General features: G+C 54.3%; 23 protein-coding genes. 11 read left to right on the top strand and 12 right to left on the bottom strand.

All coding sequences use genetic code 11. The annotated features are described in order from the left end of the window. Positions 1-61: 61 nt before the first annotated feature. Positions 62-331, bottom strand: coding sequence for a ComEA family DNA-binding protein (locus DS878_RS10035; RefSeq protein ID WP_113815827.1), 270 nt, complete (start codon positions 329-331; stop codon positions 62-64). Between the two features lie 379 nt (positions 332-710). Continuing rightward, a complete protein-coding gene (locus tag DS878_RS10030; protein ID WP_113815826.1) occupies positions 711-854 on the bottom strand; it encodes a DUF3096 domain-containing protein in 144 nt (47 codons plus the stop codon). Positions 855-1,035: 181 nt separating this feature from the next. Here DS878_RS10030 and DS878_RS10025 point away from each other — a divergent pair, with 181 nt between their 5' ends. Then, positions 1,036-2,775 carry a PHB depolymerase family esterase gene (locus DS878_RS10025; RefSeq protein WP_113816648.1) on the top strand — a complete coding sequence of 580 codons (1,740 nt, stop codon included), beginning with the start codon at positions 1,036-1,038 and terminating at the stop codon, positions 2,773-2,775. Between the two features lie 15 nt (positions 2,776-2,790). Here DS878_RS10025 and DS878_RS10020 read toward each other — a convergent pair whose 3' ends face one another. The 4 genes from DS878_RS10020 to DS878_RS10005 all read right to left on the bottom strand — a co-directional run bounded on the left by DS878_RS10020 (position 2,791) and on the right by DS878_RS10005 (position 9,186). Continuing rightward, positions 2,791-3,636, bottom strand: a complete 846-nt coding sequence (locus tag DS878_RS10020; protein ID WP_113815825.1) for a DUF72 domain-containing protein — start codon at positions 3,634-3,636, stop codon at positions 2,791-2,793. Positions 3,637-3,673: 37 nt separating this feature from the next. Continuing rightward, positions 3,674-4,792, bottom strand: coding sequence for a hypothetical protein (locus DS878_RS10015; RefSeq protein ID WP_113815824.1), 1,119 nt, complete (start codon positions 4,790-4,792; stop codon positions 3,674-3,676). Between the two features lie 118 nt (positions 4,793-4,910). Then, positions 4,911-5,816 carry a response regulator gene (locus DS878_RS10010; protein ID WP_113815823.1) on the bottom strand — a complete coding sequence of 302 codons (906 nt, stop codon included), beginning with the start codon at positions 5,814-5,816 and terminating at the stop codon, positions 4,911-4,913. Then, positions 5,806-9,186 carry an ATP-binding protein gene (locus DS878_RS10005; protein WP_113815822.1) on the bottom strand — a complete coding sequence of 1,127 codons (3,381 nt, stop codon included), beginning with the start codon at positions 9,184-9,186 and terminating at the stop codon, positions 5,806-5,808. Before DS878_RS10005 ends, DS878_RS10010 begins: the two co-directional genes overlap by 11 nt. Positions 9,187-9,487: 301 nt before the next feature. Here DS878_RS10005 and urtA point away from each other — a divergent pair, with 301 nt between their 5' ends. The 9 genes from urtA (at position 9,488) to DS878_RS09955 (ending at position 18,723) form a co-directional block, all read left to right on the top strand. Then, positions 9,488-10,756 (top strand): urea ABC transporter substrate-binding protein, encoded by a 1,269-nt coding sequence (urtA, locus tag DS878_RS10000; RefSeq protein WP_113815821.1) that lies wholly within the window; start codon positions 9,488-9,490, stop codon positions 10,754-10,756. A gap of 84 nt (positions 10,757-10,840) precedes the next feature. Beyond that, the gene (urtB, locus tag DS878_RS09995) at positions 10,841-11,767 is read left to right on the top strand and encodes an urea ABC transporter permease subunit UrtB (protein ID WP_113815820.1); all 927 of its coding nucleotides are present in this window, start codon (positions 10,841-10,843) and stop codon (positions 11,765-11,767) included. Between the two features lie 9 nt (positions 11,768-11,776). Continuing rightward, positions 11,777-12,964, top strand: a complete 1,188-nt coding sequence (gene urtC, locus DS878_RS09990; RefSeq protein ID WP_113815819.1) for an urea ABC transporter permease subunit UrtC — start codon at positions 11,777-11,779, stop codon at positions 12,962-12,964. After that, complete coding sequence (gene urtD, locus DS878_RS09985; protein ID WP_187298778.1) at positions 12,964-13,722, top strand: urea ABC transporter ATP-binding protein UrtD; 759 nt, start codon at positions 12,964-12,966, stop codon at positions 13,720-13,722. The genes urtC and urtD overlap by 1 nt, the downstream gene beginning before the upstream one ends. 2 nt (positions 13,723-13,724) lie before the next feature. Further along, a complete protein-coding gene (gene urtE, locus DS878_RS09980; RefSeq protein WP_113815817.1) occupies positions 13,725-14,414 on the top strand; it encodes an urea ABC transporter ATP-binding subunit UrtE in 690 nt (229 codons plus the stop codon). 159 nt (positions 14,415-14,573) lie between these two features. Continuing rightward, entirely contained in the window at positions 14,574-15,620 is a 1,047-nt protein-coding gene (locus DS878_RS09975) for an aliphatic amidase (RefSeq protein WP_113815816.1), read from the top strand. A gap of 27 nt (positions 15,621-15,647) precedes the next feature. Then, on the top strand, positions 15,648-16,685 hold the full coding sequence (locus DS878_RS09970) for an AAA family ATPase (protein ID WP_113815815.1): 1,038 nt from the start codon (positions 15,648-15,650) through the stop codon (positions 16,683-16,685). 445 nt (positions 16,686-17,130) lie between these two features. After that, complete coding sequence (gene fmdA, locus DS878_RS09960) at positions 17,131-18,363, top strand: formamidase (RefSeq protein WP_113815814.1); 1,233 nt, start codon at positions 17,131-17,133, stop codon at positions 18,361-18,363. A gap of 6 nt (positions 18,364-18,369) precedes the next feature. Next, entirely contained in the window at positions 18,370-18,723 is a 354-nt protein-coding gene (locus DS878_RS09955; protein WP_113815813.1) for a zinc ribbon domain-containing protein, read from the top strand. A gap of 107 nt (positions 18,724-18,830) precedes the next feature. Here the strand turns inward: DS878_RS09955 and DS878_RS09950 are convergent, their stop codons facing one another. Beyond that, positions 18,831-19,388: a carboxymuconolactone decarboxylase family protein gene (locus DS878_RS09950; protein WP_187298777.1), complete on the bottom strand. Its 558-nt coding sequence runs from the start codon at positions 19,386-19,388 to the stop codon at positions 18,831-18,833. A gap of 130 nt (positions 19,389-19,518) precedes the next feature. Between DS878_RS09950 and DS878_RS09945 the strand changes: the two genes are divergently transcribed. Beyond that, positions 19,519-20,106, top strand: a complete 588-nt coding sequence (locus DS878_RS09945; RefSeq protein WP_113815811.1) for a TetR/AcrR family transcriptional regulator — start codon at positions 19,519-19,521, stop codon at positions 20,104-20,106. Here the strand turns inward: DS878_RS09945 and DS878_RS09940 are convergent. The 5 genes from DS878_RS09940 to DS878_RS09920 all read right to left on the bottom strand — a co-directional run bounded on the left by DS878_RS09940 (position 20,069) and on the right by DS878_RS09920 (position 24,127). Continuing rightward, the gene (locus DS878_RS09940; protein ID WP_113815810.1) at positions 20,069-20,983 is read right to left on the bottom strand and encodes a LysR family transcriptional regulator; all 915 of its coding nucleotides are present in this window, start codon (positions 20,981-20,983) and stop codon (positions 20,069-20,071) included. The genes DS878_RS09945 and DS878_RS09940 overlap by 38 nt on opposite strands. Before the next feature lie 104 nt (positions 20,984-21,087). Further along, on the bottom strand, positions 21,088-21,420 hold the full coding sequence (locus tag DS878_RS09935; RefSeq protein WP_113815809.1) for a DUF202 domain-containing protein: 333 nt from the start codon (positions 21,418-21,420) through the stop codon (positions 21,088-21,090). Then, positions 21,417-21,785 (bottom strand): YidH family protein, encoded by a 369-nt coding sequence (locus tag DS878_RS09930; protein ID WP_315971923.1) that lies wholly within the window; start codon positions 21,783-21,785, stop codon positions 21,417-21,419. The genes DS878_RS09935 and DS878_RS09930 overlap by 4 nt, the downstream gene beginning before the upstream one ends. Positions 21,786-21,875: 90 nt before the next feature. Next, positions 21,876-23,168: an aspartate aminotransferase family protein gene (locus tag DS878_RS09925; protein ID WP_113815808.1), complete on the bottom strand. Its 1,293-nt coding sequence runs from the start codon at positions 23,166-23,168 to the stop codon at positions 21,876-21,878. Positions 23,169-23,182: 14 nt separating this feature from the next. Continuing rightward, positions 23,183-24,127, bottom strand: coding sequence for a Bug family tripartite tricarboxylate transporter substrate binding protein (locus tag DS878_RS09920; RefSeq protein ID WP_113815807.1), 945 nt, complete (start codon positions 24,125-24,127; stop codon positions 23,183-23,185). Between the last annotated feature and the right edge of the window lie 27 nt (positions 24,128-24,154).

The raw sequence follows: 24,154 nt of genomic DNA, 5'->3' as shown, positions 1-24,154 counted from the left end.
AAAAGCGGCAGCAGAAGGCCGCCGCTTTATTAGTGGTGGAGGAGTTATTGTCCTACGACACCTACTTTACCGTTATGCGTTCGGCGTTCTTTTCAACCGTGCGCTCGCCAATGCCTTTTACCTTGGCCAGATCCTCTGGCGTTTTGAAAGAACCGTTTGCCTCGCGGTACGCAACAATGGCTTCGGCTTTGCTATAGCCGATGCCTTCAAGGCTGGTGAGGGTGACAGCGTCTGCGCTGTTGATGTTTACGACCGAATCGTCCGCATGGACAGCCCCGGTTGCCAGAGCGAACAGTAATACGAGTGTAGCGAACAGAGATGTGTGCTTCATGTGAACATGACTCCTGATGCTGAAATGCGTTGTTATGATTTTGAGTCAGAGCGCAAGGCGGCAGGAGCAAGGCTTCTTTGGTGTGTGCGGGTTCAGAAAGAAAAGCGAAGAAAGTATAACGGCGGTAATATGCAGTGCACGGGCAAGGACCACATTCCATGTGATCCCCGATTCCGTGGCTGACCCCGCCTGTTCCTTCAGGCTATGGCTCATCCTGAGCGCTTCATCCCTGTGCCAACGTTCCTTGCTGGCTTGTCATCCCTGACACCAACCATTCTAGCCAGGGTGGGCTCTGGGCATATCGGAGATTGGCTATCGGGTATGTGCGATATTTCCTACAAGGAGCGTACGCTACTGACTAGTCGCCGGGCGCGACACGTCAAAGCGAGTATCCCAGCAATCCCAGAACACCAAGAACAATCAGATAACCAGCAACAATGTATTTGAGCAGTCGTGGAACCACCAGAATGGCAATCCCTGCACCCAGACTGATGAGTGGAGCAAGCTCGAGGTGAAGTGTCATATCTGTCCTTTTGGGTAGTTATTTCTGAAGCGTCGTTATTTCCGGACACTCTGTCTGGCTGCCCGGTCAGTTTTTATCTTACCCAAAAAGGATAGTGCTTTTAAATTAAAGTGTTATCCATGTGGCATGGTTTTTTCTTGTTATTCAGGTGCTGAACAATAAATCCAAGAAGGAGCACCTCATGTCGAACATTACGTTCAACTGGTTACGTCGTGTCGCCACACCGGCGCTGGCGGTATCCATTACTTTATTGCTGCTGCCATCGCTGCCTGCCAGTGCAGGCCAGACCACCTCCTATACTCTCCCACAGCAAGCCTATAATCAGTCCCGCGCCAGAGATTATAAAGTATACGTTCCGGACAATATCCAGTCGCCCGCGCCCATGGTGATGGCTCTGCACGGCTGCAAACAGACCAATGACGATGTCCTGAGTGACTGGGGGCTGAAGGCAGCCGCCGATCAGTACGGTTTTATTCTCGTTGCGCCCTATATCACCAGTTATGACGGGTTGCGCAATCAGAACTGCTGGGGTTTCTGGTTTGATCATCACCGCCACCAGGGTGCCGGGGAAGTAGAGGATCTCTATCAGATCGCGCTGGAGGTGGAAAGCAACTACGCCGTAGACCCTCAGCGTCGTTACATCACCGGGTTGTCATCTGGCGGGGCCATGACAGTTGTAGCTGCGGTCACGCACAATGAATACTGGGCGGCAGCTGCACCGGCCGCCGGTATTCCCTATGGCGAGGATGCATCTTCAGTATCTTTGTCTGGCCAGTGTCCGGGGAGTGCAACATTCCACAGTGTGTCTCAGGTCGTTTCCGATATGGAAGCTGAACTGGACGAGGCCTATCCAATTCCTCTGATGGTGTTGCAGAACAATAATGATTGCACGGTTATAAAAACTTCTGCTGATCACATCCGTGATGCCCATCTCAAAGCATTTGGTGATCCGGCTTTTGATACCCCTGATGAAGCCCGGGCAGAGTCTGCTGCCTGTTCTCCGTATTACCAGAATAACTACGGCTGCATTCGTACCCGTTATACCCAGGATGGAACCAGTGGGTCCCGCTCGCTGGTTGAGACGGTTTATCTTGATGGTCCTCTGAGCACGCCGGATCTGCAGGATACTGATCACGGCCATTACTGGGTTGGTGGTGAGGACGGCAACAATGGCAAGTGGGCCATACGTACAGGGCCGAGCTATCCGGATATTATCTGGAGCTTTTTTGCCGCACACAGTCGTGACGGCACTGCTCCGGAAGGCTTTCCTGTTATCACTCTGATCGGTGATAACCCCATGTCTGTTGCTTTGAATTCGTCGTTTACTGATCCAGGTGCTACAGCAGAAGATGCGGAAGATGGATCTGTTGCAGTAACAGCGGACTGTAGTTCCGTAAATGTATCGGCTGCAGGCACCTACTCCTGCATCTACACGGCAACGGACGCTGATGCCAATGTCACCACAGCAGAGCGTCAGGTTGAGGTATGGGACCCGACTGCACCGACCGAAACCTGCGAGCAGGTGAGTGCGTCGCCCAGTGCTCATGTATCTGCGGGCCGCGCTTATGCTGGCGGCAACTACAATCTTCGGGCCTATGCTAACGGTGACGATGCGGATATCGGGGGCTCGTTTGATAGCTGGAGCAATGTGGTTCTGTATGAAGGTGATCCGGGCCGGTGGTTTGCCAGTGAGCCTGCCGCATGCGGCGGAAATGATAATGCTGGTGGAAATGGTGACGATCCATTTTCCTGTCAGGACTGGAATGCCAGTAATCTGAGCCACAACATGGCCGGTCGTGCCTATTATGCCGGTGGCTACTACAGCACCGGAGGTGATGATTACCTTGGAGCCATTCCCGGTGGTTATGCCTGGGTCAAGGAAACTTCGGAGGGCGTTTTCGAGCAGGGGCAGTGTCAGTAGACGTTGGTAACAGACTTAAAACAGCCCCATCTGGGGCTGTTTTTCGTTAAAACGAAGAGCTTCAATGCCGTCCACGCGCTCGCTTAGCAGACTGGTCCAGATCTCGGTGAGAGATAGCGCATCGCTAATGTCTGGCATGTGCAGAAAAAAATACGGTCGCTGGCCTTGCTCAATCCAGGTGCCCACCCGCTCAACCCAGGGCGCGAGATAGCGTCGGTTTGCTTCCAGCTCCGGGTGGCCGATGTAGCGGATTACCGGAGTGGCATCACCGGGAAGCAAGTGTACGGGAACCCGGGGTTTCTTTCGTTGGGCTTCAATGGTGGTTTCGTTATCGGGAATTGCTGCAAACAAAGCCCTGGTATCCATACATATGCGTGCGACATTACGTTCCCGAAGTCCACGATTCAGGGTTTTCTCGGCTTCGCCCTTGCTGAAAAAAGCGCTGTTGCGGACTTCTACCGAGCATCCAGGCAGCTCCGGCAGAGCGTCAATGAAGCGCCAGAGATTGTTCAGGTGCTCCGGACCGAATGCAGCAGGGAGCTGCAATAGAAAAGGGCCGAGTACGTCCTGCAAAGGTGCAATAACGCCCAGGAAATCCCGCACAGCCATATCGACACCGGAAAGCAAGCGGTCATGAGTGATGTCGCGGGGAAACTTGAGCAAAAAACGGAAGTCGTCGGGTACCTGTAGGCGCCATTGCTGACACTGCTCTTTGCTCGGTGTGGCATAAAACGTCGTGTTGCCTTCCACACAGTTAAAAAAACGGCTGTAGCGATCCAGTGGGCTCTTGCCTGGAGGCAGTGCGCTGTTCCACGCAGGATGTTGCCATTGCGGGCAGCCAAGAAAGTAGGAAGGTGCCATTGCCAGTGGTTCCGGTGTGCAGGGGTTCAGGGTTGTATTACAGCTTACCGTATCCGGAATGACGATGCCGCCTGCCGCTCATGATCGCTACAAGATGACTGAGAGTACGCAGCAGGCCGACCAAAAGTGGCGCCAGTAACCATAAAAGCCAGCTGCCTATGTAAAGCGCGGGGATAAGCAAGAGCAGCCAGCCCACAAACTGAACGGCCATCACGGGATAGCCGAGTACGTCCGCCACACCAGCAAACAGGTCGTTGATAATGCCGGGGTGGGAGACAACGAGATAGCCCGCTCCGATTACTAGGGGCAACCTGGCATAACGGGCGCTATTCAGGACCATTTTCCCGCTGCGGGTAACTCTCGCGGCCAGGGCGGCAGAGCGGGTGCCACGGCTTGCCGTTTCGGAGGCGATGGCAGCTGCGCGACCAATGCGCAGTACTTTCACTGCACTGGCAAACACCAGTACGTCCACCGACGCCCAGCCAAGGTCACTGGCGGCAATCTCATTGTCCAGCCGGTAGTTCCGTTCCAGGTCACGTATGCCGCTGGCGAAAAACTGATTTACGCCCTCTAGTACCCGCTCCGTACTGATCCACTGAGTCGCGCCCTGGCTGTCTACAACAAACTGGCCCAGGAAGTCGTGGCCCTCTGATTGAATGAAATTGACAGCGTACCAGCCTCGTTCTTCTGGCGAGAGATCCTTGACCGGGGCTGTTTGCGGGTTGCCTGTTTCGGGGGTGTCGATAAAGCGTTGCCTGAAAGCCTGATAGGAACCGGCGATCCTGTTCATCCACTCAATTGTACTGATTGGGTGGGTTACAAAATGCTGGATGGGGGGCAGAATTTCCTCGCCATACCGTTTCAGAATTTCCCGGAATTCAGGTTCCTCAGCGTAAAGCGGAAACAGATTCCGGGCCATGTCCGGGTAGCGCATGAACGCAGCCCGGGCTTTCAGAAGCAGAAGCGGGTCGTCCGACATATCCAGGAGTATGGCCTGAATCTCAACGGATTCCTCCTCGATCTCCGGGAAGTTTACAAGCAGGTCCCGGGCCTGAATGTTAATCAGCTTCTCCTCAATAGGGACCGGTTCAGCAATGGTGCTGAAAACAGCCGCCATCAGCAGGGCTATGCCGGAAATCAGGAGTAGCTTTTTCAAATGATCACCACCGCGTATCGATTGTTCATTCTGGTCAGTCTAGCGCGAATGGAGTGGGTTGTAGTCTTTGCACCGGCTGGTTATCAAGGTTTTTACAGCACGCCGTGTCCTGTTGCTTTTATTGTGCTGCCAGCAAACGTATGGCGCTGGCTGCAGCAGATGTGCGGTTTTCGACGCCCAGCTTCCGGAATACCTGCTCCAGATGCTTGTTCACTGTGCGAGGGCTCATGTCCAGTATCTGTGCAATTTCCCGGTTGGTTTTGCCATTGGCTATCCACAAAAGCACGTCCGATTCCCGCAGGGTCAGCTGGAACCTTTCTCTCAGAGCTGCAGTCGCACTGGACTGGCTTTGTGGTGTTTTCAGCCGTAACAGGTACTCCCGGCCATCCACCAGCGTCAGGTATTCTACCGAGTGCTGGATGTTCAGTGCCTGTAAGGGCATCACGTGCCCGGGCTCCGGATTGCGGCTGATCCATTCTGCAAGCCCGGTGCGAATTGTCTGAAAGTCCGGATGTGAGGTGTCCGGAAGACGTTCACAGACTTGCGGTGTACTCCAGAGCAGGTTGCCATCATGATCAATGGCAAACAGATTCTGACCTGTACTGTCCAGGGCGTTACGGGCACTCCGTGACATTCTGGCGTTAGCCAGGTGTACGTCCATTCGGGCCAGAAGCTCAGCTGTATTGATGGGTTTTGTTACATAATCGACGCCACCTGCTTTCAGGCCCATCACCACATGTTCGGTATCACTCAGACCTGTCATGAAGATAATGGGAATGTCGGCGAAGGCCGGATTTTCCTTCAGACGCCGGCAGGTTTCAAAGCCATCCATATGAGGCATGAGTGCATCCATGAGCACCACGTCGGGCGTGATGTTCTGGCTGATTGTGAGTGCCTGATTCCCCTCAAGTGCGATCAGTACGGTCATGCTGGCCTCTTCCAGGGCATCTCTGATCATTCGAATGGAATCTATTGCGTCGTCCACCACCATCACGACCGTTTTACGGTCATCATCAAGCTTCATTATCCGCGACCTCAATTAACTCAAGTATTTGTTCAAACTGAAAATCATTGGCAAGTCGTTCAATTTCATCGGTAAACCGGACGTCTGCCTCACCATTGCACCGGAGTTCGTACAGGGCCTCCTGCAGGCCCTTGCGATGCCCGATCCGGGCCAGGTTGGCGAGGGTATGGCAGCTTTCCTCAGCGGGCAGAGGAATGTCGCCAGTCGGCGGTGGCGGCACAACCGCGACAGGCTCCGGGTTTTTTTCAAAGCGCCATTCCAGTCCGAGAGTCCTGGCCATGGTGTCCAATAGCAGGGTCAGCCTGACTGGCTTGATAATGTAGCCATTGTGAAGGCATGGAGACTCTGCGGAGTGGTGGCCTTCGTTAGCATCGGCAGAAACCATGATTACCGGCATCTGATGATTGTCGTCCCGTAACTGCTGAAGGATCTCCCAGCCGGTATAGCCCGGCATGGACACATCCAACAGTACAAGATCGGGCCGCTCACGCTCGATCAGCCCCTTAACTTCCAGTGAATTGCCGGTACCTAAGACTTCGAAACCCAGGGGCGACAAGAGGGCTCTGATGACCTGGCGGTGGGAGTCATCGTCATCTGCCAGCAGCACTTTTTGTCGTCTGCCCTGATAACCATAGATACGCCGGGCAGGTGCTGAAACAGAATTCGGGGAGGCGGTGTGGAGTGTCGAGAGCATCAGGCTGACCCGGAAAATACTGCCTTTGCCCGGTTCACTCTCGAGATTGATGTCGCCACCCATGATTTCCGTCAGAAGCCGTGTGATGGTCAGCCCGAGTCCTGTTCCGACACGGCTTTGCCCAGGCGTACGAATACGCTCGAAAGGCCGGAAAATGCGCTCTGCATTTTCCGGGGATATGCCTTCACCGGTATCCTCAATGGTAAATTCCGCAACCTGACTGCGGTATTTCAGGGTCAGGGTGACGGAGCCCTTGTCGGTGTATTTAATAGCGTTGGACAGCAGGTTGATCAGAATCTGCCGCAGGCGTTTTTCATCGGTAGTAACAACGTCTGGTAGCGGGTTAGGGCAGTAATAGTTAAAGGCGAGCCCTTTTTCCTCGGCTTGCAGGCGGAACATGGTGACAACCTGCTCCATCAGCATGCCAATGCGCACCCGGTCCCTGCGCAGGTCGAGCCTCCCGGCCTCGATCTTGGAGATGTCGAGCAGACCTTCGATCAGATCTGCCAGGTACAAGCCGCTGCGCCGGATTACCCCCAGTGCTTCCCGGCGATGGGGTGGTACTGAATCATCGTTTTCCATCAGTTGTGCATAGCCCAGGATGGCATTCAGTGGTGAGCGAAGCTCGTGGCTGATGCCGGTGAGATAACGGCTTTTTGCACCATTGGCAGCTTCTGCGTTTTCCTTTGCCTCTTGCAGGGCTTTGTCCGTTCGTTCATGGGCCTTAATTTCTTCGGTCAGGCGCCGGGTCTGGCGCTGGGATTCCTCTTCCGCCACCAGCCGGCTTGCCTGGGCGAGAACAAAGAGCCAGCAGAAGACTCCGGTAACAATTATCAGAATGAAAAAGACTTTCCACAAAGTCACTGCCAGCAGTTCGGCTTCGGCCAATGAACTGACTGGTGTCTTGGCGTAAATCAGAGAAAGAAGTGCTGCAGACAGTCCGTTGACCAGAAGCAGCAAGGACAAAAATGATCCGAGACGGGAGTGCATGGTGTCCAGCAGCAGCTTGGGCATCAGCAGGGCCAGGAATTGCTGGACCTGATCCCGGAAACCTGCACCAGGTTTGCAGACATCACCGCAGCGGGCGTCGAGAGAGCAGCATAGTGAACAGATGGTGCCTTCATAGGCCGGGCAGTCCGTCATATCTTCCGACTCGAAACTGTTCTCGCAAATAGTACAAAGAACCAGCTGGTGATCTGTAGCAATAGGAGTGAACTTTCGTGCGGTATAAAAACGACCACCGGTATACCACGCGATAAGTGGAGCCGTTATCAAGGCTACTATCAGCGCGATGAAATGGGAGAGCGCCTGAGGGATGACTCCCATTACCCCTGTATGGCACAGAATGCCGATGACAGAGGCTGAAATCATGGCGCCAACGCCAACAGGGTTGATGTCATACAGGTGTGCCCGTTTGAACTCGATATAGGCAGGACTCAGGCCCAGGGGTTTGTTGATCACCAGATCAGCCACCAGGGCTCCGACCCAGGCAATGGCTATAATGCCAAAAAAGCCCAGGGTTTCTTCCAGTGCCTGATATACCCCCAGCTCCATGACCAGCAGTGCGATAGCGACATTGAAGAATAGCCAGACCACCCGGCCCGGGTGGCTGTGGGTCAGTCGGGAAAAGAAGTTGGACCAGGCAATGGAACCGGCATAGGCATTGGTCACGTTGATCTTGAGCTGGCACAGGATGACAAACGTCCCGGCAACCACGATGGACAGCTCCGGAGAGTGGGTAATGTAGTTGAAGGCCACCACATACATGGCACTGGGGTCGGCAGCGTCAGTAGCCGATACCCCGTGGTTGATTGCCAGAACCGCGAGAAAGGAACCTCCGAGAATTTTCAGCATGCCGATCACGATCCAGCCGGGCCCTCCGGCCATAACGGCTATCCACCAGCGCCGTTTTTCTTTGGCGTTTGCCGGCTCAGGAATGAATCTCAAAAAGTCTACCTGTTCGCCGATCTGAGCAATCAGTGACAGCACCACGGCGGAAGCCGCACCGAACATCACCACGTTGAGCCCCGGCTCGCCTGAGGATGGGAGCCCCTGGAACTGTGTCCAGTCATTGATGGAGGATGCGTCGGACCAGATGATAAAAACAAAAGGAGCGAGTTGCAGTACAACCCACAAAGGCTGAGTCCAGAGCTGAAACCGGCTGATGGTTGTGATGCCGTGGGTGACCAGCGGGATGATCACTACCGCAGAGATCAGGTAACCGATGGTGAGAGGGATATCGAACAGCATTTTTATGGCCATGGCCATAATCGCTGCCTCTATGGCGAAAAACAGAAATGTGAATGACGCGTAGATCAGTGATGTGATGGTGGAGCCGATATAACCAAACCCTGCACCACGAGTGAGCAGATCTATATCCACCCCGTACCTGGCTGCGTAGTAGCTGATGGGTATGGCGGTCAGGAAAATAATCAGGCAGGCGACGATAATGGCCACGATCGCATTATCAAAACCGTAGTGCAGTGTTATGGAGCCACCAATGGCTTCCATAGCCAGGAATGATATGGCACCGAGTGCGGTATTACTGACCCTGACAGCTGACCAGCGCCGGGCGCTCTTGGCGGTAAAGCGCAAGGCATAGTCTTCCAGCGTCTGGTTTGCGACCCACTGATTGTAGTTACGCCGAACCCGGAAAATAGTCTGTCGTGTTGTCATTGTAACTGTGCCTTTCGTACTTGCCTGCACCGTTGTGGGCCGGAATAGAAGTTTTGGCACCTGACCTGAAACCCGCAACAAGATTCATGCCACTGTCAAATGCCATCAAAAAACAAATAAAAAAGTAGCCCCGTGTGTTTCTACCGAGATCGTTTCTGATCAGGAATGCGTCAAATGACGTAGTTCGCTGGGGCGATTGCCTAATGGGCACTGGGGAGTGGACTGAGCAGACTGTTTGGGTGGGCGCTTTGCTTTCGTTAGGACGAGCGGCACTGGGTTTCAAATACTGCGAGGAATCACTATGGATAACACAGATAAAACAGCCATCGGGCGACCGGCGGGAAAGGGACTGGGCTTTCGAAAGAGTCTGATGACTCTGGCGGCATCTGTCGTGTTTGCGGCATCGACGCACGCGGCTACACCAAGCACGGCTGAGGTAAACACTACCGGGCTGGCCGTCACTGACGACACCGTCACGGTAGGCATTCTGCACTCAATCACCGGAACCATGGCCATCAGTGAAATCGGCTCAGTGCAGGCCGAAAAGCTGGCTATCGACCAGATTAACGCTTCCGGCGGCGTTCTGGGTCGCCAGATCGAATTTGTTCAGGAAGATGGCGCCAGTGACTGGCCAACTTTTGCTGAAAAAACCCGTAAGTTGCTACGCCAGGACAATGTTGCTGCTATTTTCGGCGCCTGGACTTCTGCGTCCCGTAAAGCCATCCTGCCGGTGATCGAGCAGTTCAATGGTATGTTGTATTACCCCACCTTCTATGAGGGTCTGGAACAGTCCCCCAACGTTGTCTACACCGGTCAGGAAGCCACCCAGCAGATTCTCGCAAGTATCGACTGGGCAGTTGAAAACAAAGGTGCCAAGACATTCTATCTTCTGGGTTCGGATTACATCTGGCCACGTACCTCCAACAAGATTGCCCGCAAGCACATCGACAAACTGGGCCTGAAAGTGGTGGGTGAAGAGTACTACCCACTAGGTCACACCCAGTTCAACTCGGTTATCAACAAAATCAAGCTCCGTAAGCCGGACGTAATCTTCGCATCAGTTGTGGGCGGCTCCAACGTAGCTTTCTACAAGCAGATGAAAGCCGCCGGTGTGGATTTCACCGACGAGAAACCTCTGCTGCTGACCATCTCCGTAACCGAGGACGAAATCCGCGGTATAGGTGGTGAGAACGTGGAAGGTATCTACGCGTCCATGAAGTACTTCCAGAGCCTTGATAACCCCAACAACAAAGAGTTTGTTGCGGCGTTCAAGAAAGCCTACGGCGATGACATGGTTATCGGCGACGTAACCCAGGCGGCCTACCTCGGCCCATGGCTTTGGAAAGCCGCGGTTGAAAAGGCAGGTTCCTTCGATATTGACAAGATCCGCGAAGAGTTCGCTGGTATTGAGTTCGACAAGGCGCCTGAAGGCTACGTGCGTATCCACGAGAACCATCACCTCTGGTCCAAGACCCGCATCGGCCAGGCTCAGCTTGATGGCCAGTACAAAGTGGTTTACGAGACAGAAGAGCTGATGGAGCCAGATCCATTCCCGGAAGGTTACCAGTAAGTCTGGACAGCCGGCGCCTCTGGGCGCCGGCGTCTATTGCCTCCAGAACGTTAAGTATATTGGTTTGAACGGGGAGTAAGAGTCATGTTCGATGGCTACACCAGCAGTGAATTGATGTCGATATTTGCCATGCAGGGGTTTGCCGGGCTCTCCCTGTTTTCAGTATTCGTACTGATGGCCCTGGGTCTGGCGATCATCTTTGGCCAGATGGGGGTGATCAACATGGCCCACGGGGAGTTCATGATCCTCGGCGCCTACACAACCTACCTGACATCCGGTTTTTTCCAGTCCTATCTGCCAGGACTCTTTGGCGGGTACTTTTTTATCGCCATGATTCTCGCTTTCCTGATTTGTGGCGCGCTCGGAGCACTCGTTGAGTGGCTCATGATACGGCACCTCTATCATCGACCACTTGATACCCTCCTGGCCACATGGGGCCTCAGCCTGATTATGCAGCAGGCATACCGATCCATCTTCGGTGCCCGGGAAGTGGGTGTTGATCTGCCAGAGTGGATGATGGGTGCAATCCCGGTAACCGAGATGGTCGATCTGCCAATCAACGGACTGTTCGTCATGGTCATTGCACTTTCGGTCGCTGTGGGTGTGTACCTGCTTATGTATCGCTCCGGCTATGGCAAGAAGGTTCGGGCTGTGGTTCAGAACCGCCCCATGGCAGAAGCCGTGGGCATCAACAGTGCGGGCATAGACAGGGCGACGTTTGCTCTGGGCTGCGGCATTGCCGGTATTGCCGGTGCAGCATTCACCATGATCGGGTCGACCGGCCCTTCATCTGGCCAGGCTTACATAGTGGATACCTTCCTTGTTGTGGTGTTTGGCGGAGCTCAAAGCCTTATCGGGACGATTGTATCTGCCTTTGGCATCTCTCAGGCCCAGTCCACCATGGAGTTTTTCCTCAGCGGATCCATGGCCAAGGTACTTACCCTGCTGGTTGTGATCGGCATTCTGATGATACGTCCGGAAGGACTCATGGCCCTCAAGGTCCGTCGCTAGGAGATTGTCATGAAGCATTCACCCCTGATGAAATGGTTTGCCTCCCGTGAGGGAATGTATTACCTCGCACTGGCTTTTCTGCTGGTGGTTCTTTTGCCCCTTGTTCTGGAACCCTTCCGTCTGAACATGGTGGGCAAGTATCTGACCTACGCATTCGTAGCGATTGGTCTGGTCATGTGCTGGGGCAAGGCCGGCATTCTCAGTCTGGGCCAGGGCGTCTTCTTTGGCCTGGGCGGGTACTGCATGGCCATGTTCCTGAAACTGGAGGCTTCCACGCCGGAAGCCACAGCTATTCAGTCCACGCCCGGCATTCCGGACTTTATGGACTGGAACCAACTCACCGAGCTGCCCTGGTTCTGGGAACCGTTCCACAGTTTCTCGTTTACCTTGCTGGCAGTTATCGGAGTGCCGGTTCTGCTGGCGTTCGTCATTGGCATTGCCATGTTCACCCGGCGGGTAGGTGGTGTGTATTTCGCCATCATTACCCAGGCTATTGCTGCGGTCCTGACCATCCTGATTATCGGACAACAGGGTTACACCGGTGGCGTGAACGGCATTACCGATCTGCAGACGCTGATGGGCTGGGACATACGCACTGACGAGGCCAGGAACATCCTGTACTTCATCTGCGTTGGCATGCTTTTTCTTTGCCTGTTTGCGGCCCGCTTTGTTCAGAACCGGAAGCTGGGGCGTATTCTCGTGGCCATGAACGCCCAGGAAATGCGTGTGCGTTTCTCTGGCTATGACGTGGCGGCATTCAAAATCTTTGTTTTCTGCCTGGCAGCTGCTTTCGCCGGTATCGGCGGCGCACTGTTCACCCTTCTGGTGGGCTTCATGTCGCCGTCGTTCATCGGCATTGTTGCGTCGATAGAGATGGTCATCTTCTGTGCTCTGGGGGGGCGTTTGTCAATCCTTGGTGCTGTCTACGGTGCCCTGCTGGTGAATGCGGCAAAGAGCGGCTTCTCCGAGTCCTTCCCTGAGCTTTGGCCTTTTGCCATGGGAGCCCTGTTCATTGGTGTGGTGCTGGCGTTCCCCGATGGTCTGGCGGGACTCTACAAGAGCTACGTTATGCCCCTGGAAAACAAGGTCTTCAAGCGTAACAAGAGTGAGGCAGTGCCTGCGGTGAGTACGCCTGCCGCAGGGACAACCGATGGCTATAGCCCGATGACTGAAACCTACAGCCCGGAGAAATCGTGATGAGCGCAGCCAAAAGCAATAAAGGGGATTTCCTGCTGGCAGTTGAGGGCCTGACCGTTTCCTTTGATGGTTTCAAGGCGGTGGACGATTTGTCCTTCTATCTGGATCCCAAAGAGATCCGGGTCATCATCGGTCCTAACGGCGCCGGTAAGACTACGGTACTGGATCTGATCTGCGGTAAAACCAAAGCCACGTCAGGGTCTATCAAGTTCGCAGGTAAGGAGCTTACCAGGCTCAAGGAGCACCAGATCGTCCATTCAGGCGTGGGCCGGAAGTTCCAGACTCCGTCTGTGTTCGAAGATCTCACGGTGTTCGAAAATCTCGAGGTGTCTTATCCGAAGGGGCACACAGTGATTGGGGCTTTGGCGTTCAAACGGGACGCAAAGGTTATTGAGGCAGTGGAAGACGTTGCGAAAACCATCTTCCTCACAGAGGCCCTTAACGAACCTGCCGCATTGCTCAGCCACGGTCAGAAACAGTGGCTGGAGATTGGCATGCTACTGATTCAGAAACCGGATCTGCTGATGCTGGATGAACCTGTGGCCGGTATGTCCGTTGCAGAACGGAAGAAAACGGCGGAGTTGCTCCGGGTGATCACCAAGGACCACACGGTTCTGGTTATTGAGCACGACATGCAGTTTGTCGGCGACATTGCCGATCGGGTAACGGTTATGCATCAGGGCAAGGTCCTCTCTGAAGGATCCATCGATCACGTGAAGTCGGATCCTAAAGTCATCGAAGTCTACCTGGGGCACTGATCATGCTAAGCATCAAACATCATTTGGTGGCCTACGGCCAAAGTACCATCATCCAGGACCTGAACCTGGATGTGCAAAAGAATGAAATTGTGGCTGTGGTTGGCCGCAATGGTATGGGCAAAACCACGTTGATGAAGTCCCTTATTGGCATGACCCCTACCAAAGGGGGTGAAGTCACGCTCGACGGCACGGATCTGAGCAGCCTCAAAAGTTTTCAGCGTGTACGCGCCGGGCTCGGCTTTGTTCCCCAGGGACGGATGATTTTCCCGACTCTTACAGTGAGGGAAAACATTGAGACTGGGCTGGCAGCCGTGGGCGAGAAAAAAGTGCCGGAAGATCTGTACGAGATGTTCCCGGTACTCAAGGAGATGCAGAACCGGCGTGGCGGCAACCTTTCTGGTGGCCAGCAGCAGCAATTAGCCATTGCCCGGGCATTGGCTACCAGGCCCAAGGTGCTGTTGCTCGATGAGCCTACGGAGGGCATTCAGCCCAACATTATCAAGGAAATCGCGCAGACTCTGCGGCGTATCCGCGATGAGCGAGGGTTGTCGATTGTGGTCTCGGAGCAGGTTCTGAGTTTTGTAATGGATGCTGCGGACCGGATTCTGGTGATCGAGAAGGGCGCGATCGTCCATGAAGAGAGCCGGGCTGAGGCAGATCAGGAGAAGATTGCCAGTTATCTGGCTGTTTAATTTTGGAGGAAAGCCGCTGAGGCGGGTGACTTCTTCCGAAACGCGCCGTGAATACATCCTTGTAGTCTCGGATGCGGCATCCTTGCCGCATACGGTTTCGGAAGAAGTCATCTGCCTCAACGGCCACGGACATTTGCAAAATTTCCAGGAGAGTAGTCTATGAGACACGGTGATATTTCCAGCAGTAACGATACCGTTGGTGTGGCGGTAGTGAACTACAAGATGCCCCGCTTACACACCAAAGCCGAGGTGTTGGATAACGCCCGCAAGATTGCGGACATGATCAAGGGCATGAAAGTCGGCTTGCCGGGTATGGATCTGGTGGTATTCCCTGAATACAGCACCATGGGCATCATGTATGACAATGACGAGATGATGGAAACCGCTGCCACGATTCCTGGCGAAGAAACGGCCATCTTCTCTGCCGCCTGCCGTGAAGCCAATACCTGGGGCATTTTCTCCCTGACCGGTGAACGCCATGAGGATCACCCTAATAAAGCGCCTTATAACACTCTGATTCTCATCAATAACGAAGGTGAGATTGTCCAGAAATACCGCAAATGTATTCCATGGTGTCCGATTGAAGGCTGGTATCCGGGTGATACCACCTACGTCAGCGAAGGCCCCAAGGGCATGAAAATCAGCCTGATTATCTGCGACGACGGCAACTATCCGGAAATCTGGCGGGACTGCGCCATGAAAGGGGCAGAGCTGATTGTGCGCTGTCAGGGCTACATGTACCCGGCCAAGGAACAGCAGGTCATGATGGCCAAGAGTATGGCCTGGGCCAACAACTGTTATGTGGCGGTTGCGAACGCATCCGGTTTTGATGGTGTGTATTCATACTTTGGCCATTCCGCGATTATCGGCTTTGATGGCCGTACCCTCGGTGAGTGTGGTGAGGAAGACATGGGTATCCAGTATGCCCAGCTTTCTGTCAGCCAGATTCGTGATGCCCGGGAAAATGACCAGTCCCAGAACCACCTGTTCAAGCTATTGCATCGGGGCTACACGGGTGTTCACAACTCTGGCGACGGCGACAAGGGCGTGGCCGACTGCCCGTTTGATTTCTACCGCACCTGGGTCATGGATGCCAAACAGGCTCAGGAAAACGTTGAGGCCATGACTCGGAGTACCATCGGTGTGGCGGAATGCCCGGTTGGTGAACTGCCGGTAGATGGCAAAGAAAAATCGGCCGGCGAGTAACTCCTGCCGCCCTGGAAGAGAGCCTATATGCCTTTTATTAATGATCAGCTTGAGGCCAACCGGCGCGTCATTGCGGAGAAGGAAACCCCAAAGGGTCTGAGGCAGACCCGTTTTACCTTTGATCCTGACCACCTGTCCCGGGTGCTTAAAAAGCGGATCGTCGGGCAGGATGAAACCTTACAACGCCTGGACAGCCTGCTTCAGGTTGTCCGGGCGGACCTTGGTTCAAAAGACCGGCCACTGGGGGTGTGCCTGCTCATGGGGCCTACCGGAGTGGGTAAGACGGAGACGGTCCATATCCTGTCGGAACTGATTCACGGCAGCCGACAAGCATTGTGCCGCATCGACATGAACACGCTTGGCCAGGAACACTATGCATCTGCGCTTACCGGCGCGCCCCCGGGTTATGTCGGGAGTAAGGAGGGACATACCCTGTTTGATGCGGACAAGATTCAGGGAAGCTACAGCAAGCCGGGTATTGTTCTGTTCGATGAACTGGAGAAAGCCAGCCCGGAGGTGATCCGGAGTCTATTGAATGTCCTCGACTCCGGGGTGCTGACCCTGCCGTCCGGCAACAGGACGATCCATTTTCACAACACCCTGATATTCATGACCAGCAACCTGGGCGCAGCGGAACTGTTGCAATACCAGAATCGTTTCCGACGAGGTTGGCGAAAGCTGCTCAAGCCCCGTCAGGCCTCAGAGTCGCGAATTCTGGATGAGGCACTGAACCGTCGCTTTGACCCGGAGTTCGTCAACCGTATTGACCTTATCCTGCAGTACCAGCGTTTGCCTGCAAGCGAGTCGGCAAAACTGCTGGACCTTGAACTGGAAAAACTGCACCGGAGATTGCGGGACCATCATGTCGAACTGGAGCTCACTCCGGCCGTCAGGGATTTCCTGTGTCGTGATTATGATGCCCGCTATGGTGCCCGCGATCTGGCCCGCCTGGTTCGCCATGAACTGGGGCCGGTAGTTGCCAGGGCAATGCTGGCGAATCCTGCGGCAACGGAGTTTGTGGTGGACTACACGGACCTTCAGTTGATTGTCCGGCCAGGGGCTTGATTCTTCGTGTTGTTCGTCTTGTGATCAGCCTGTAATCCCTATTATCACACACTTTGAAAGACTACGTTATTTGACGTAGTCAAAGAACGTTATAACGTTGCAATAATGCCGTTGCAACTGCTGAGAACTTCATCAGGCATTCATCAGGAGTCTTAAAATGGTGAGTGCAGGTAGTTGCCGAGGGCAATTACAAGCTTCCCTGGGATGACAAGGTCAAGGTCCGGGATGGTTGGAAATACTATCCTGACGGGGTGAAGTTAGGGCCTATGCCTAAGTAACTATCCGCTCCACGTAAAAGCCTGAAGGTAACATCAGCCACCACCCGCCTACGTTAAATGACGTAGGCGGGTGGTGTTATTAACGAATGTTCGCTCCAGGTGGATTCATCAATAGTGTCCATGTTGATGTTTAGTCGACCACCATGATTCGCTGAGGAGTTACCACAATGGCTGAAACCCTTATCAAGATAGACAGAACTAAATCCGCTTACGAGAATGAGCAGATCCACAACCGCTGGCACCCGGATATCCCCATGGCGGTGACGGTCAAGCCGGGGGACGATTTTGTTCTGGAATGTTACGACTGGACCGGTGGGCAGATCAAAAATGATGACAGCGCGGACGATATCCGCGACGTGGATCTTACCCAGGTGCACTTCCTGTCTGGACCTGTTGCCGTTGAAGGCGCTGAGCCCGGCGATTTACTGGAAGTGGATATCCTGGATATTGGTGCATTTCAGGACAGCCAGTGGGGTTTTAATGGCTTCTTCGCCAAGAAAAATGGTGGCGGCTTCCTGACGGAGCATTTTCCCGAGGCTCAAAAATCCATCTGGGACTTCAATGGCATGTTTACCAAATCCCGCCATATTCCCAATGTCGAATTCGCCGGCATGATTCACCCTGGCCTGATTGGCTGCCTGCCTTCCAAAGAAATGTTGACGGAGTGGAATCGCCGGGAGAAAGAGCTCTACGATACCGAGCCGAACCGTGTACCTGGCCTGGCCAACATGCCGTATGCCGACACTGCGCACTTGGGTAAACTGGCCGGTGACGCTGCCAAGGAAGCCGCAGCAGAAGCGGCCCGTACCGTGCCTCCTCGCGAACACGGTGGCAACTGTGATATCAAGGATTTGTCCCGGGGTTCCAAAGCTTATTTCCCTGTGTATGTGAAAGGTGCCGGCCTGTCGGTGGGCGATCTTCACTTCAGCCAGGGCGACGGTGAGATCACCTTCTGTGGTGCGATCGAAATGGCTGGTTGGATTCACCTGCGAGTAAATCTGATCAAGGATGGTATGTCCAAGTACGGCATCAAGAATCCGGTGTTCAAGCCCAGTACCATCAAGCCTCGTTATGAAGACTACGTGATCTTTGAAGGCATTTCGGTGGATGAAGACGGTCAGCAGCATTACCTGGATGTACAGGTAGCCTATCGCCAGGCCTGCCTGAACGCCATCGAGTACCTGACCAAGTTCGGATATACACCGGCTCAGGGTTATGCATTGCTCGGCTGCGCGCCTGTGGAAGGTCATATCAGTGGTGTTGTGGATGTGCCCAACGCCTGTGCAACCCTGTGGCTGCCCACGGAAATCTTCGACTTTGACATTAATCCCACAGCGGAAGGCCCGACGAAGATGGTTACCCCGGGCACTGACGTACCCCTGTCGCCAGACAAGGAGTAACAGACCATGCCATTGTATGACTACAAGTGCAGGGAGCACGGTTTGTTCCAGGAGCTGGGCACCATGGAGGAAGCCGGACACCCGGCAAACTGCCCTGAGTGCAAGGTGCTTTCACCGAGGGTGATTGTATTGCCTCCGGAGATACTGGCTATGGATCCGGCTCTGCGCAAGGCTCAGGCCCGGAATGAGAAAGCCAGGCACGAGCCGATTATCTCCACCGCTGATCAGCGTGCACGGGATGCGGAACATCGGAAGAGTTGCGGTTGCAAGAAAAAAGCAGACGGCAAACACATGCTGTTTTATACCGCTGACGGGAAAAAGATGTTTCCATCCATGCGCCCCTGGATGATCAGTCATTGATGGAGCGTGTTTAATCGATCTTTTTTTAGCCCCTCGCTGGGCTTTGAAAAGATCGATGATTTCGCCTGAAAGCCCGGAGCGCTGCGGCGCATCCGGGCTTTATAGGCTCAGCCCCGGTTTGCTGTTTCCTGAAGGGGGACTTCCGGAAAGTCGATGGGAGGGCGAGCCACATTGTTGATCCAGTTGCTGAATGAATTCAGTCCGACCAGTCCGACCACTTCAACCACCTGGGCTTCCGATACGCCCCGTTCCCGAACCGATGTGAGCAATTCTTCAGAGACATGCCCACGGCTGTCCAGTACCTCCAGAGCAAGATCCAGCAGGGCCTGATCAAAGGGGGCGGATGCCTTGCCTTTCTGCGCCTCCCGGGCATCTTCCGGGCTGACTCCGGCATGTTTTGCCGACAGTGTGTGGCCGCTGACACAGTAGTGGCAGCCATTGGCATTGGCAATACACAGGGCGATGAGCTCCCGCTGGGCTCCGGTCAGCCGGCTATCCTGTTTCATGGATTCCTGGAATGCCAGGTAACCAGCCAGTGAACCATAGTGGTTGGCCAGTCCGGCAAAAAAATTGGGCAGCATACCCAGCTGTTTCTTAATACCCTGGAGTACCGGAGCACTCTGTTCACAGGCATTTTCGATTTCTTTCAACGGCAATCTAGACATGGTTTCTCCAAATTCGGGGTGTACAGATCTGTAGTTCTTCAGGATCATAGGTGTACAGATCTGTATCATCAAGTCCGGGATAACTCTGATAAGCTATGGCAATTGTTTGGTTTTCTGTCCGGATTCCTTGATGCATTCCCCGAAAAAACAGTTACTGATTGATATTGCTGAGGGCCTTTTCTACCGCCAGGGCTTTCACGCCACCGGTGTCGACCGGATACAGGCGGAATCCGGTGTGGCCAAAACCACCCTGTACAAGCATTTTGCCTCCAAGGAAGATCTGATTCTGGCGGTGCTGGTGCGGGCCGATGAGCGCGAACGGGATGCCATAGAACAGGTGATCTCAGGGCACCAGGGCAGTGGTTTTGAGCTGTTCAGAGAACTGTTTCGGCGCATTGCCGAGCGGTGTGAGGACGATCATTACAACGGCTGCCTGTTCGCCAATGCGGCCGCAGAATTCATGCAATCCGAAGGACCCGTCAAGGAGGTTTTCAGAGACCACCTGAACTGGCTGTGCCAGCGTTTCCGGGAAATACTGATGGATTCAGGTGCCGATGCCACAGGTGCGACGACGGTTCTGGTGCTTTACGAAGGGCTTCTGGTGGTTGGCCGGCAGATTCCGGGAGAGCAGCTGCTGGCGGAGCTGGAGCCGACGCTCCGGGTGTTGGCCCGCTCCGGGACTATTGAAAACTCTGCAACTCTTCTCTCAGATACATGACAAAATGGTTCGCCAGTGTGGAAAGAGGGCGGTGGGATGGTGTGATGATGGATATGGAAAATGTGATCGACGGATGGAAGGGTAAAAACACAATTCGGTCATCTGATTTGTAATTGGAGTAGTAGCTGTCCACGGTAATCGGATCCACTATGGCATAGGCCAGACCCCGTTCAACGAACACCAGCTGAGGCAGGAAATACTGTGTCTCGAACCTGCAGTTCATAGTCAGTCCCTGCTCTTCGAATACCCGCTTTATCTCTTTGTGGATGCCATGGGTTTCTGCCAGCATTGCCAGTGGCTTTCCGTCCAGGTCCCTTGCGGTAATGAATTCCCTGCGGGCCAGGGGGTCATTTGCCGGAACGGCGCAAACACAATGGTAATCCAGCCTTTCGTGGTCAACCAGGGATAGACCTGAGTCCAGATCCGGTGTGCCTTCATCGACAATGCCCACATCATAACGCTGGGCAGACATTAATTGCTGGGTCTGAAAGGAGCTGCTTGAGAAAAGGGATATGTCTACATGCTTCCGGTCTTTTACAAACTTACTTATAAGGTTCGGTAAAAAGAATATTGAGGGCCCGATCATGGCGACGATATTGATTCTGCCGGTATTGAGATTTTTAACGCTGGTCAGGTTTTCCTGAAGATTATCAACTTTATCCAGAATTTCGACAGCCTGGGAAAGAAGGTATTCAGCTTCTGGAACTGGATGCAACCGGCCTTCGCGGCGTTCAAAAAGCTTGAGTCCAACTTCCTTTTCCAGGCCGGCGAGCTGCGCACTGATGGCTGGCTGGGTACGGAACAGGTTCTCTGCTGCCTTGGAAACCGAGCCGGTAACCATGACTTCCCTGAATGCCCTGAGCTGTTTCAGATTCATTGTCTGTACCCGTATAACCTGAACCGGAATTGAGCAGGCATTGTATCCGGTTTACCCTTGATAATCCTGCGGTTGCAAAGGAACAGGCAGCCTTCAGGAGCTGGTCAGTAAATTACAAAAGCCTTCAAGGTATAGACGCCATATGTGGCCGTGGTTATCAGAACCACGGCTGACAGTGCCTTCTTGGCCAGAACCTCCGAATGCCCAACTGCCATGTCATCGGAAAAAGGTCTGGTAAACCGTTTTCTGATGTACAGAACGCCGGCCAGGGGCGATATCAGCATTCCGGCACCGACAATCCACAGCGCTATTGCCGAGTGATAAAGCCCTATTTTTACCAGTATCAGACCTACCCAGAGCATCAGCAGACAGGTCCGGAACCAGGACATCATGGTGCGTTCGGGCTGCAGCCCCGGATCCCTTTCAATGCTGCTCACAGCACTATGACCAGAATGACCAGGAGACTGAAGCAGAACACAATAAAGCTGATAATCTTCAGGAAGCTGGTGTATTTCAGTTCTTCGTTTTTCCGCATCGAGGCTTCATTGGCCGCCCATCGCCGGTAGGCAAATATGGCCAGAAGCCCCGCGCAGGCACACAGGAATGCGGAAAGCACGCCACGTATGGCCGGGTTGGCCAGGTCCGGTGTCAGCTGGTCTATTCCTATTGCCCCCACCAGCAGGGCCAGCGCGGTGCGTGTCCAGGCCAGATAGGTCCTCTCATTCGCCAGAGAAAAGCGATAGTCCGGGGCTTTACCGGACTGCCGCCAATCCACCCTTCGTTTGCCAATCCTGTTGTTCATCACAAAAATCCGAGACCTTATAGGGTTGCAGGGCCGGGGTATGGCTTTCCCGGCCCTGGAGGCGGTCGATGGCATACCTCGGAAGAGCTTTCAGCTTCCTATGGCTAGCTCATCTGCGATTTCAGAGACAGACCTGACCATGGCCTGAATCATCATGTCGCATTCTTCGGTGCTTATGTTAAGCGGCGGATTGACCCGGATGATTCCATCGGCTGCAGCGACAATACAGCCGTTGTGCTCGCAGCGTCTGGCCACGTCCGCAGCTATATCGGCAGCTGTTCTGCCGTTGAAGTCGCAGAACTCCAGTCCCCACATATGACCAAAGCCGCGAATGTCTCGGAGCACAGGGCTCTGGGCTATGGCCTCAAACCCGGCCCGGATCCGATTCTCGTTTGCGGCAACCTGATCGCAGAGTCCATCCCTTTCGACAATCTCGATCGCTTTCAGGGCGATGCTGCAACCCACAGGATGGCTGGCCATGGTGATGACCATCTTCAGTGGCACCTGGTGCTGGCGCAGATCGTTGTAGATGGTGCGATCGACCGCCACTGCGGCCAGCGGGAAATAGCCGGCGGTAATCCCTTTGCCCATGGTGACCATGTCCGGGCGGATATCTTCGTGCTGGAACGCGAACCAGGTACCCGAGCGCCCAAATCCGGTGATCACCTCATCAACGATAAGGGTGATCTCGTACCGGTCACAGAGTTCACGCAGGAGCTTCAGATATCCCCTGGGCGGAATGATGACCCCGCCGGCGAAATTCACCGGCTCAACAAACAGGCACGCTATGCGTTCGGCGCCTATTGCAGCGATATCGGCTTCCAGCCGTTGCCGGAGTTCATCCAGGGAGAAGGTGTCGCCGGTTTCCGCATTCCGGGCACTGGTAATGTGCATGAAGTCCGGACTGTCCGGGCGCCCCTCAACACGGAAAGCCTCGAACCCGGTTACAAACTGGGCCTGCCCGAGATTGCCGTGATAGCTGCGATCCAGGGACAGGCAGATTTTCTTTTCAGGACGCCCCAGGGCAGACCAGCGCCGCCGGGCAATGCCCAGTGCAACTTCATTGGCCGAGCCGCCACTGAGTGCGTATTTCACCATGTAGTTACCCCCGAGCAGTGAGCTCAGGCGGTCTGCCAGCGTCATACTGGCTGTGCTGAGATGCTCTGGGGAGCAGTAGGACAGGCCGCTCATGGCTGTCTGTGCTGCATCAACCAGTTCGGGATGACCATGCCCCAGGTTCAGGCAACTGTGGCCGGATACGGCCTCGTAAGCCAGATCCCGTCCCTCGATCTTGACCCAGCCCCCCTGACCGGAGGAAATGATCAGTTCGGGTACGTCCTGGCCCTCGAAGTCTTCAACCCATTGTGAAGTGTTGGTACTCATTATTGGTCCCGGCCTTATTTCATCTTTTCGGCAGTGTCTTTCATGATCTGATAGGTGAGTTTCATATCTGAAATCCAGTCATCACCGTATCTGAAATCAACAATCGCACCTATGTTCTGGTAGGACTGAATCACCTTGGGGTCTTGCATGACCTTTTCAGTAACGGCCACCAGTTTGTCGACAACTTCCTGGGGAACCCCTTTGGGTGCAAAGATGCCAGACCAGCCTTCAAAGCTGCCTTTTATGCCGTAATCGGCGAAGGTGGGTACATTCGGGAATTTCTCCATTTTCTGATTCATGGCCAGGATAGTTGCGCGGCCGGCTTCCACATGGGGGCCGAAGGCCGGGGGCAGGGAAATGGCAGAGTCAATATGGCCACCAATCACAGACGTCATGGACTCGGAAGTGGAGTTGGCATGTACGAATTTCGGCTTGTAGCCCGCCTGATCGGCAATAATTGTTGCCAGAACTGTGCCTGAAGAGGAGGCCCCGAAGGAGCCCTGAGTCATTGTTTTGGTTTTTGCCGCAGCAACAAATTCCTCAAATGTCTGATAGGGGCTTTCCTTTGAGACAACCACCGCAAAAGGCAGGGAAGTCATTTTGATGATGGGGGTGAAACTGTCGAAGTCGTAAGGAGTACTGCTGAAGTTCGGCGACACCAGCATGGTGCTGAGTCCGGCGTTAACCAGTGTATAGCCATCATTCCGGGCGGCGGACGCAATACCTGTACCCACGACACCGCCGCCGCCGGTCTTGTTGATCACCACAACCGGGACGCCAAGCTCGTCCTCGACGGCATCAGCCCAGATACGGGTGGTCAGGTCGGAATCACCCCCGGCTCCGTAAGGGACGATGACCTTGATCGGTTTGTTGGGGTAATCAGCAAGTGCTGGCGTAGCCGATGCACCGATGGCCAGTGCCCCCATGAATCCCAGTAACGATTTTTTTACGATGTTCATATTAAACTCCCGTGCATTTTAAAGGTC

It is taken from the genome of Marinobacter sp. F3R11, from assembly GCF_003318275.1.
Lineage (GTDB): Bacteria > Pseudomonadota > Gammaproteobacteria > Pseudomonadales > Oleiphilaceae > Marinobacter.
Note: the sequence above shows the minus strand (reverse complement) of the source record. Positions and strands in the feature narration are given on the sequence as shown.

Coding starts and splice junctions, on each gene's coding strand:
- DS878_RS09950 (WP_187298777.1), bottom strand. CDS start 19,388: ATGTCTAGATTGCCGTTGAAAGAAATCGAAAATGCCTGTGAACAGAGT.
- DS878_RS10030 (WP_113815826.1), bottom strand. CDS start 854: ATGACACTTCACCTCGAGCTTGCTCCACTCATCAGTCTGGGTGCAGGG.
- urtD (WP_187298778.1), top strand. CDS start 12,964: ATGAGCGCAGCCAAAAGCAATAAAGGGGATTTCCTGCTGGCAGTTGAG.
- urtB (WP_113815820.1), top strand. CDS start 10,841: ATGTTCGATGGCTACACCAGCAGTGAATTGATGTCGATATTTGCCATG.
- DS878_RS09940 (WP_113815810.1), bottom strand. CDS start 20,983: ATGAATCTGAAACAGCTCAGGGCATTCAGGGAAGTCATGGTTACCGGC.
- DS878_RS09930 (WP_315971923.1), bottom strand. CDS start 21,785: ATGAACAACAGGATTGGCAAACGAAGGGTGGATTGGCGGCAGTCCGGT.
- DS878_RS09970 (WP_113815815.1), top strand. CDS start 15,648: ATGCCTTTTATTAATGATCAGCTTGAGGCCAACCGGCGCGTCATTGCG.
- DS878_RS09945 (WP_113815811.1), top strand. CDS start 19,519: ATGCATTCCCCGAAAAAACAGTTACTGATTGATATTGCTGAGGGCCTT.
- urtE (WP_113815817.1), top strand. CDS start 13,725: ATGCTAAGCATCAAACATCATTTGGTGGCCTACGGCCAAAGTACCATC.
- DS878_RS09955 (WP_113815813.1), top strand. CDS start 18,370: ATGCCATTGTATGACTACAAGTGCAGGGAGCACGGTTTGTTCCAGGAG.
- DS878_RS10025 (WP_113816648.1), top strand. CDS start 1,036: ATGTCGAACATTACGTTCAACTGGTTACGTCGTGTCGCCACACCGGCG.
- DS878_RS10005 (WP_113815822.1), bottom strand. CDS start 9,186: ATGACAACACGACAGACTATTTTCCGGGTTCGGCGTAACTACAATCAG.
- DS878_RS09920 (WP_113815807.1), bottom strand. CDS start 24,127: ATGAACATCGTAAAAAAATCGTTACTGGGATTCATGGGGGCACTGGCC.
- DS878_RS10035 (WP_113815827.1), bottom strand. CDS start 331: ATGAAGCACACATCTCTGTTCGCTACACTCGTATTACTGTTCGCTCTG.
- DS878_RS10020 (WP_113815825.1), bottom strand. CDS start 3,636: ATGGCACCTTCCTACTTTCTTGGCTGCCCGCAATGGCAACATCCTGCG.
- fmdA (WP_113815814.1), top strand. CDS start 17,131: ATGGCTGAAACCCTTATCAAGATAGACAGAACTAAATCCGCTTACGAG.
- DS878_RS09975 (WP_113815816.1), top strand. CDS start 14,574: ATGAGACACGGTGATATTTCCAGCAGTAACGATACCGTTGGTGTGGCG.
- urtC (WP_113815819.1), top strand. CDS start 11,777: ATGAAGCATTCACCCCTGATGAAATGGTTTGCCTCCCGTGAGGGAATG.
- urtA (WP_113815821.1), top strand. CDS start 9,488: ATGGATAACACAGATAAAACAGCCATCGGGCGACCGGCGGGAAAGGGA.
- DS878_RS09925 (WP_113815808.1), bottom strand. CDS start 23,168: ATGAGTACCAACACTTCACAATGGGTTGAAGACTTCGAGGGCCAGGAC.
- DS878_RS10010 (WP_113815823.1), bottom strand. CDS start 5,816: ATGAAGCTTGATGATGACCGTAAAACGGTCGTGATGGTGGTGGACGAC.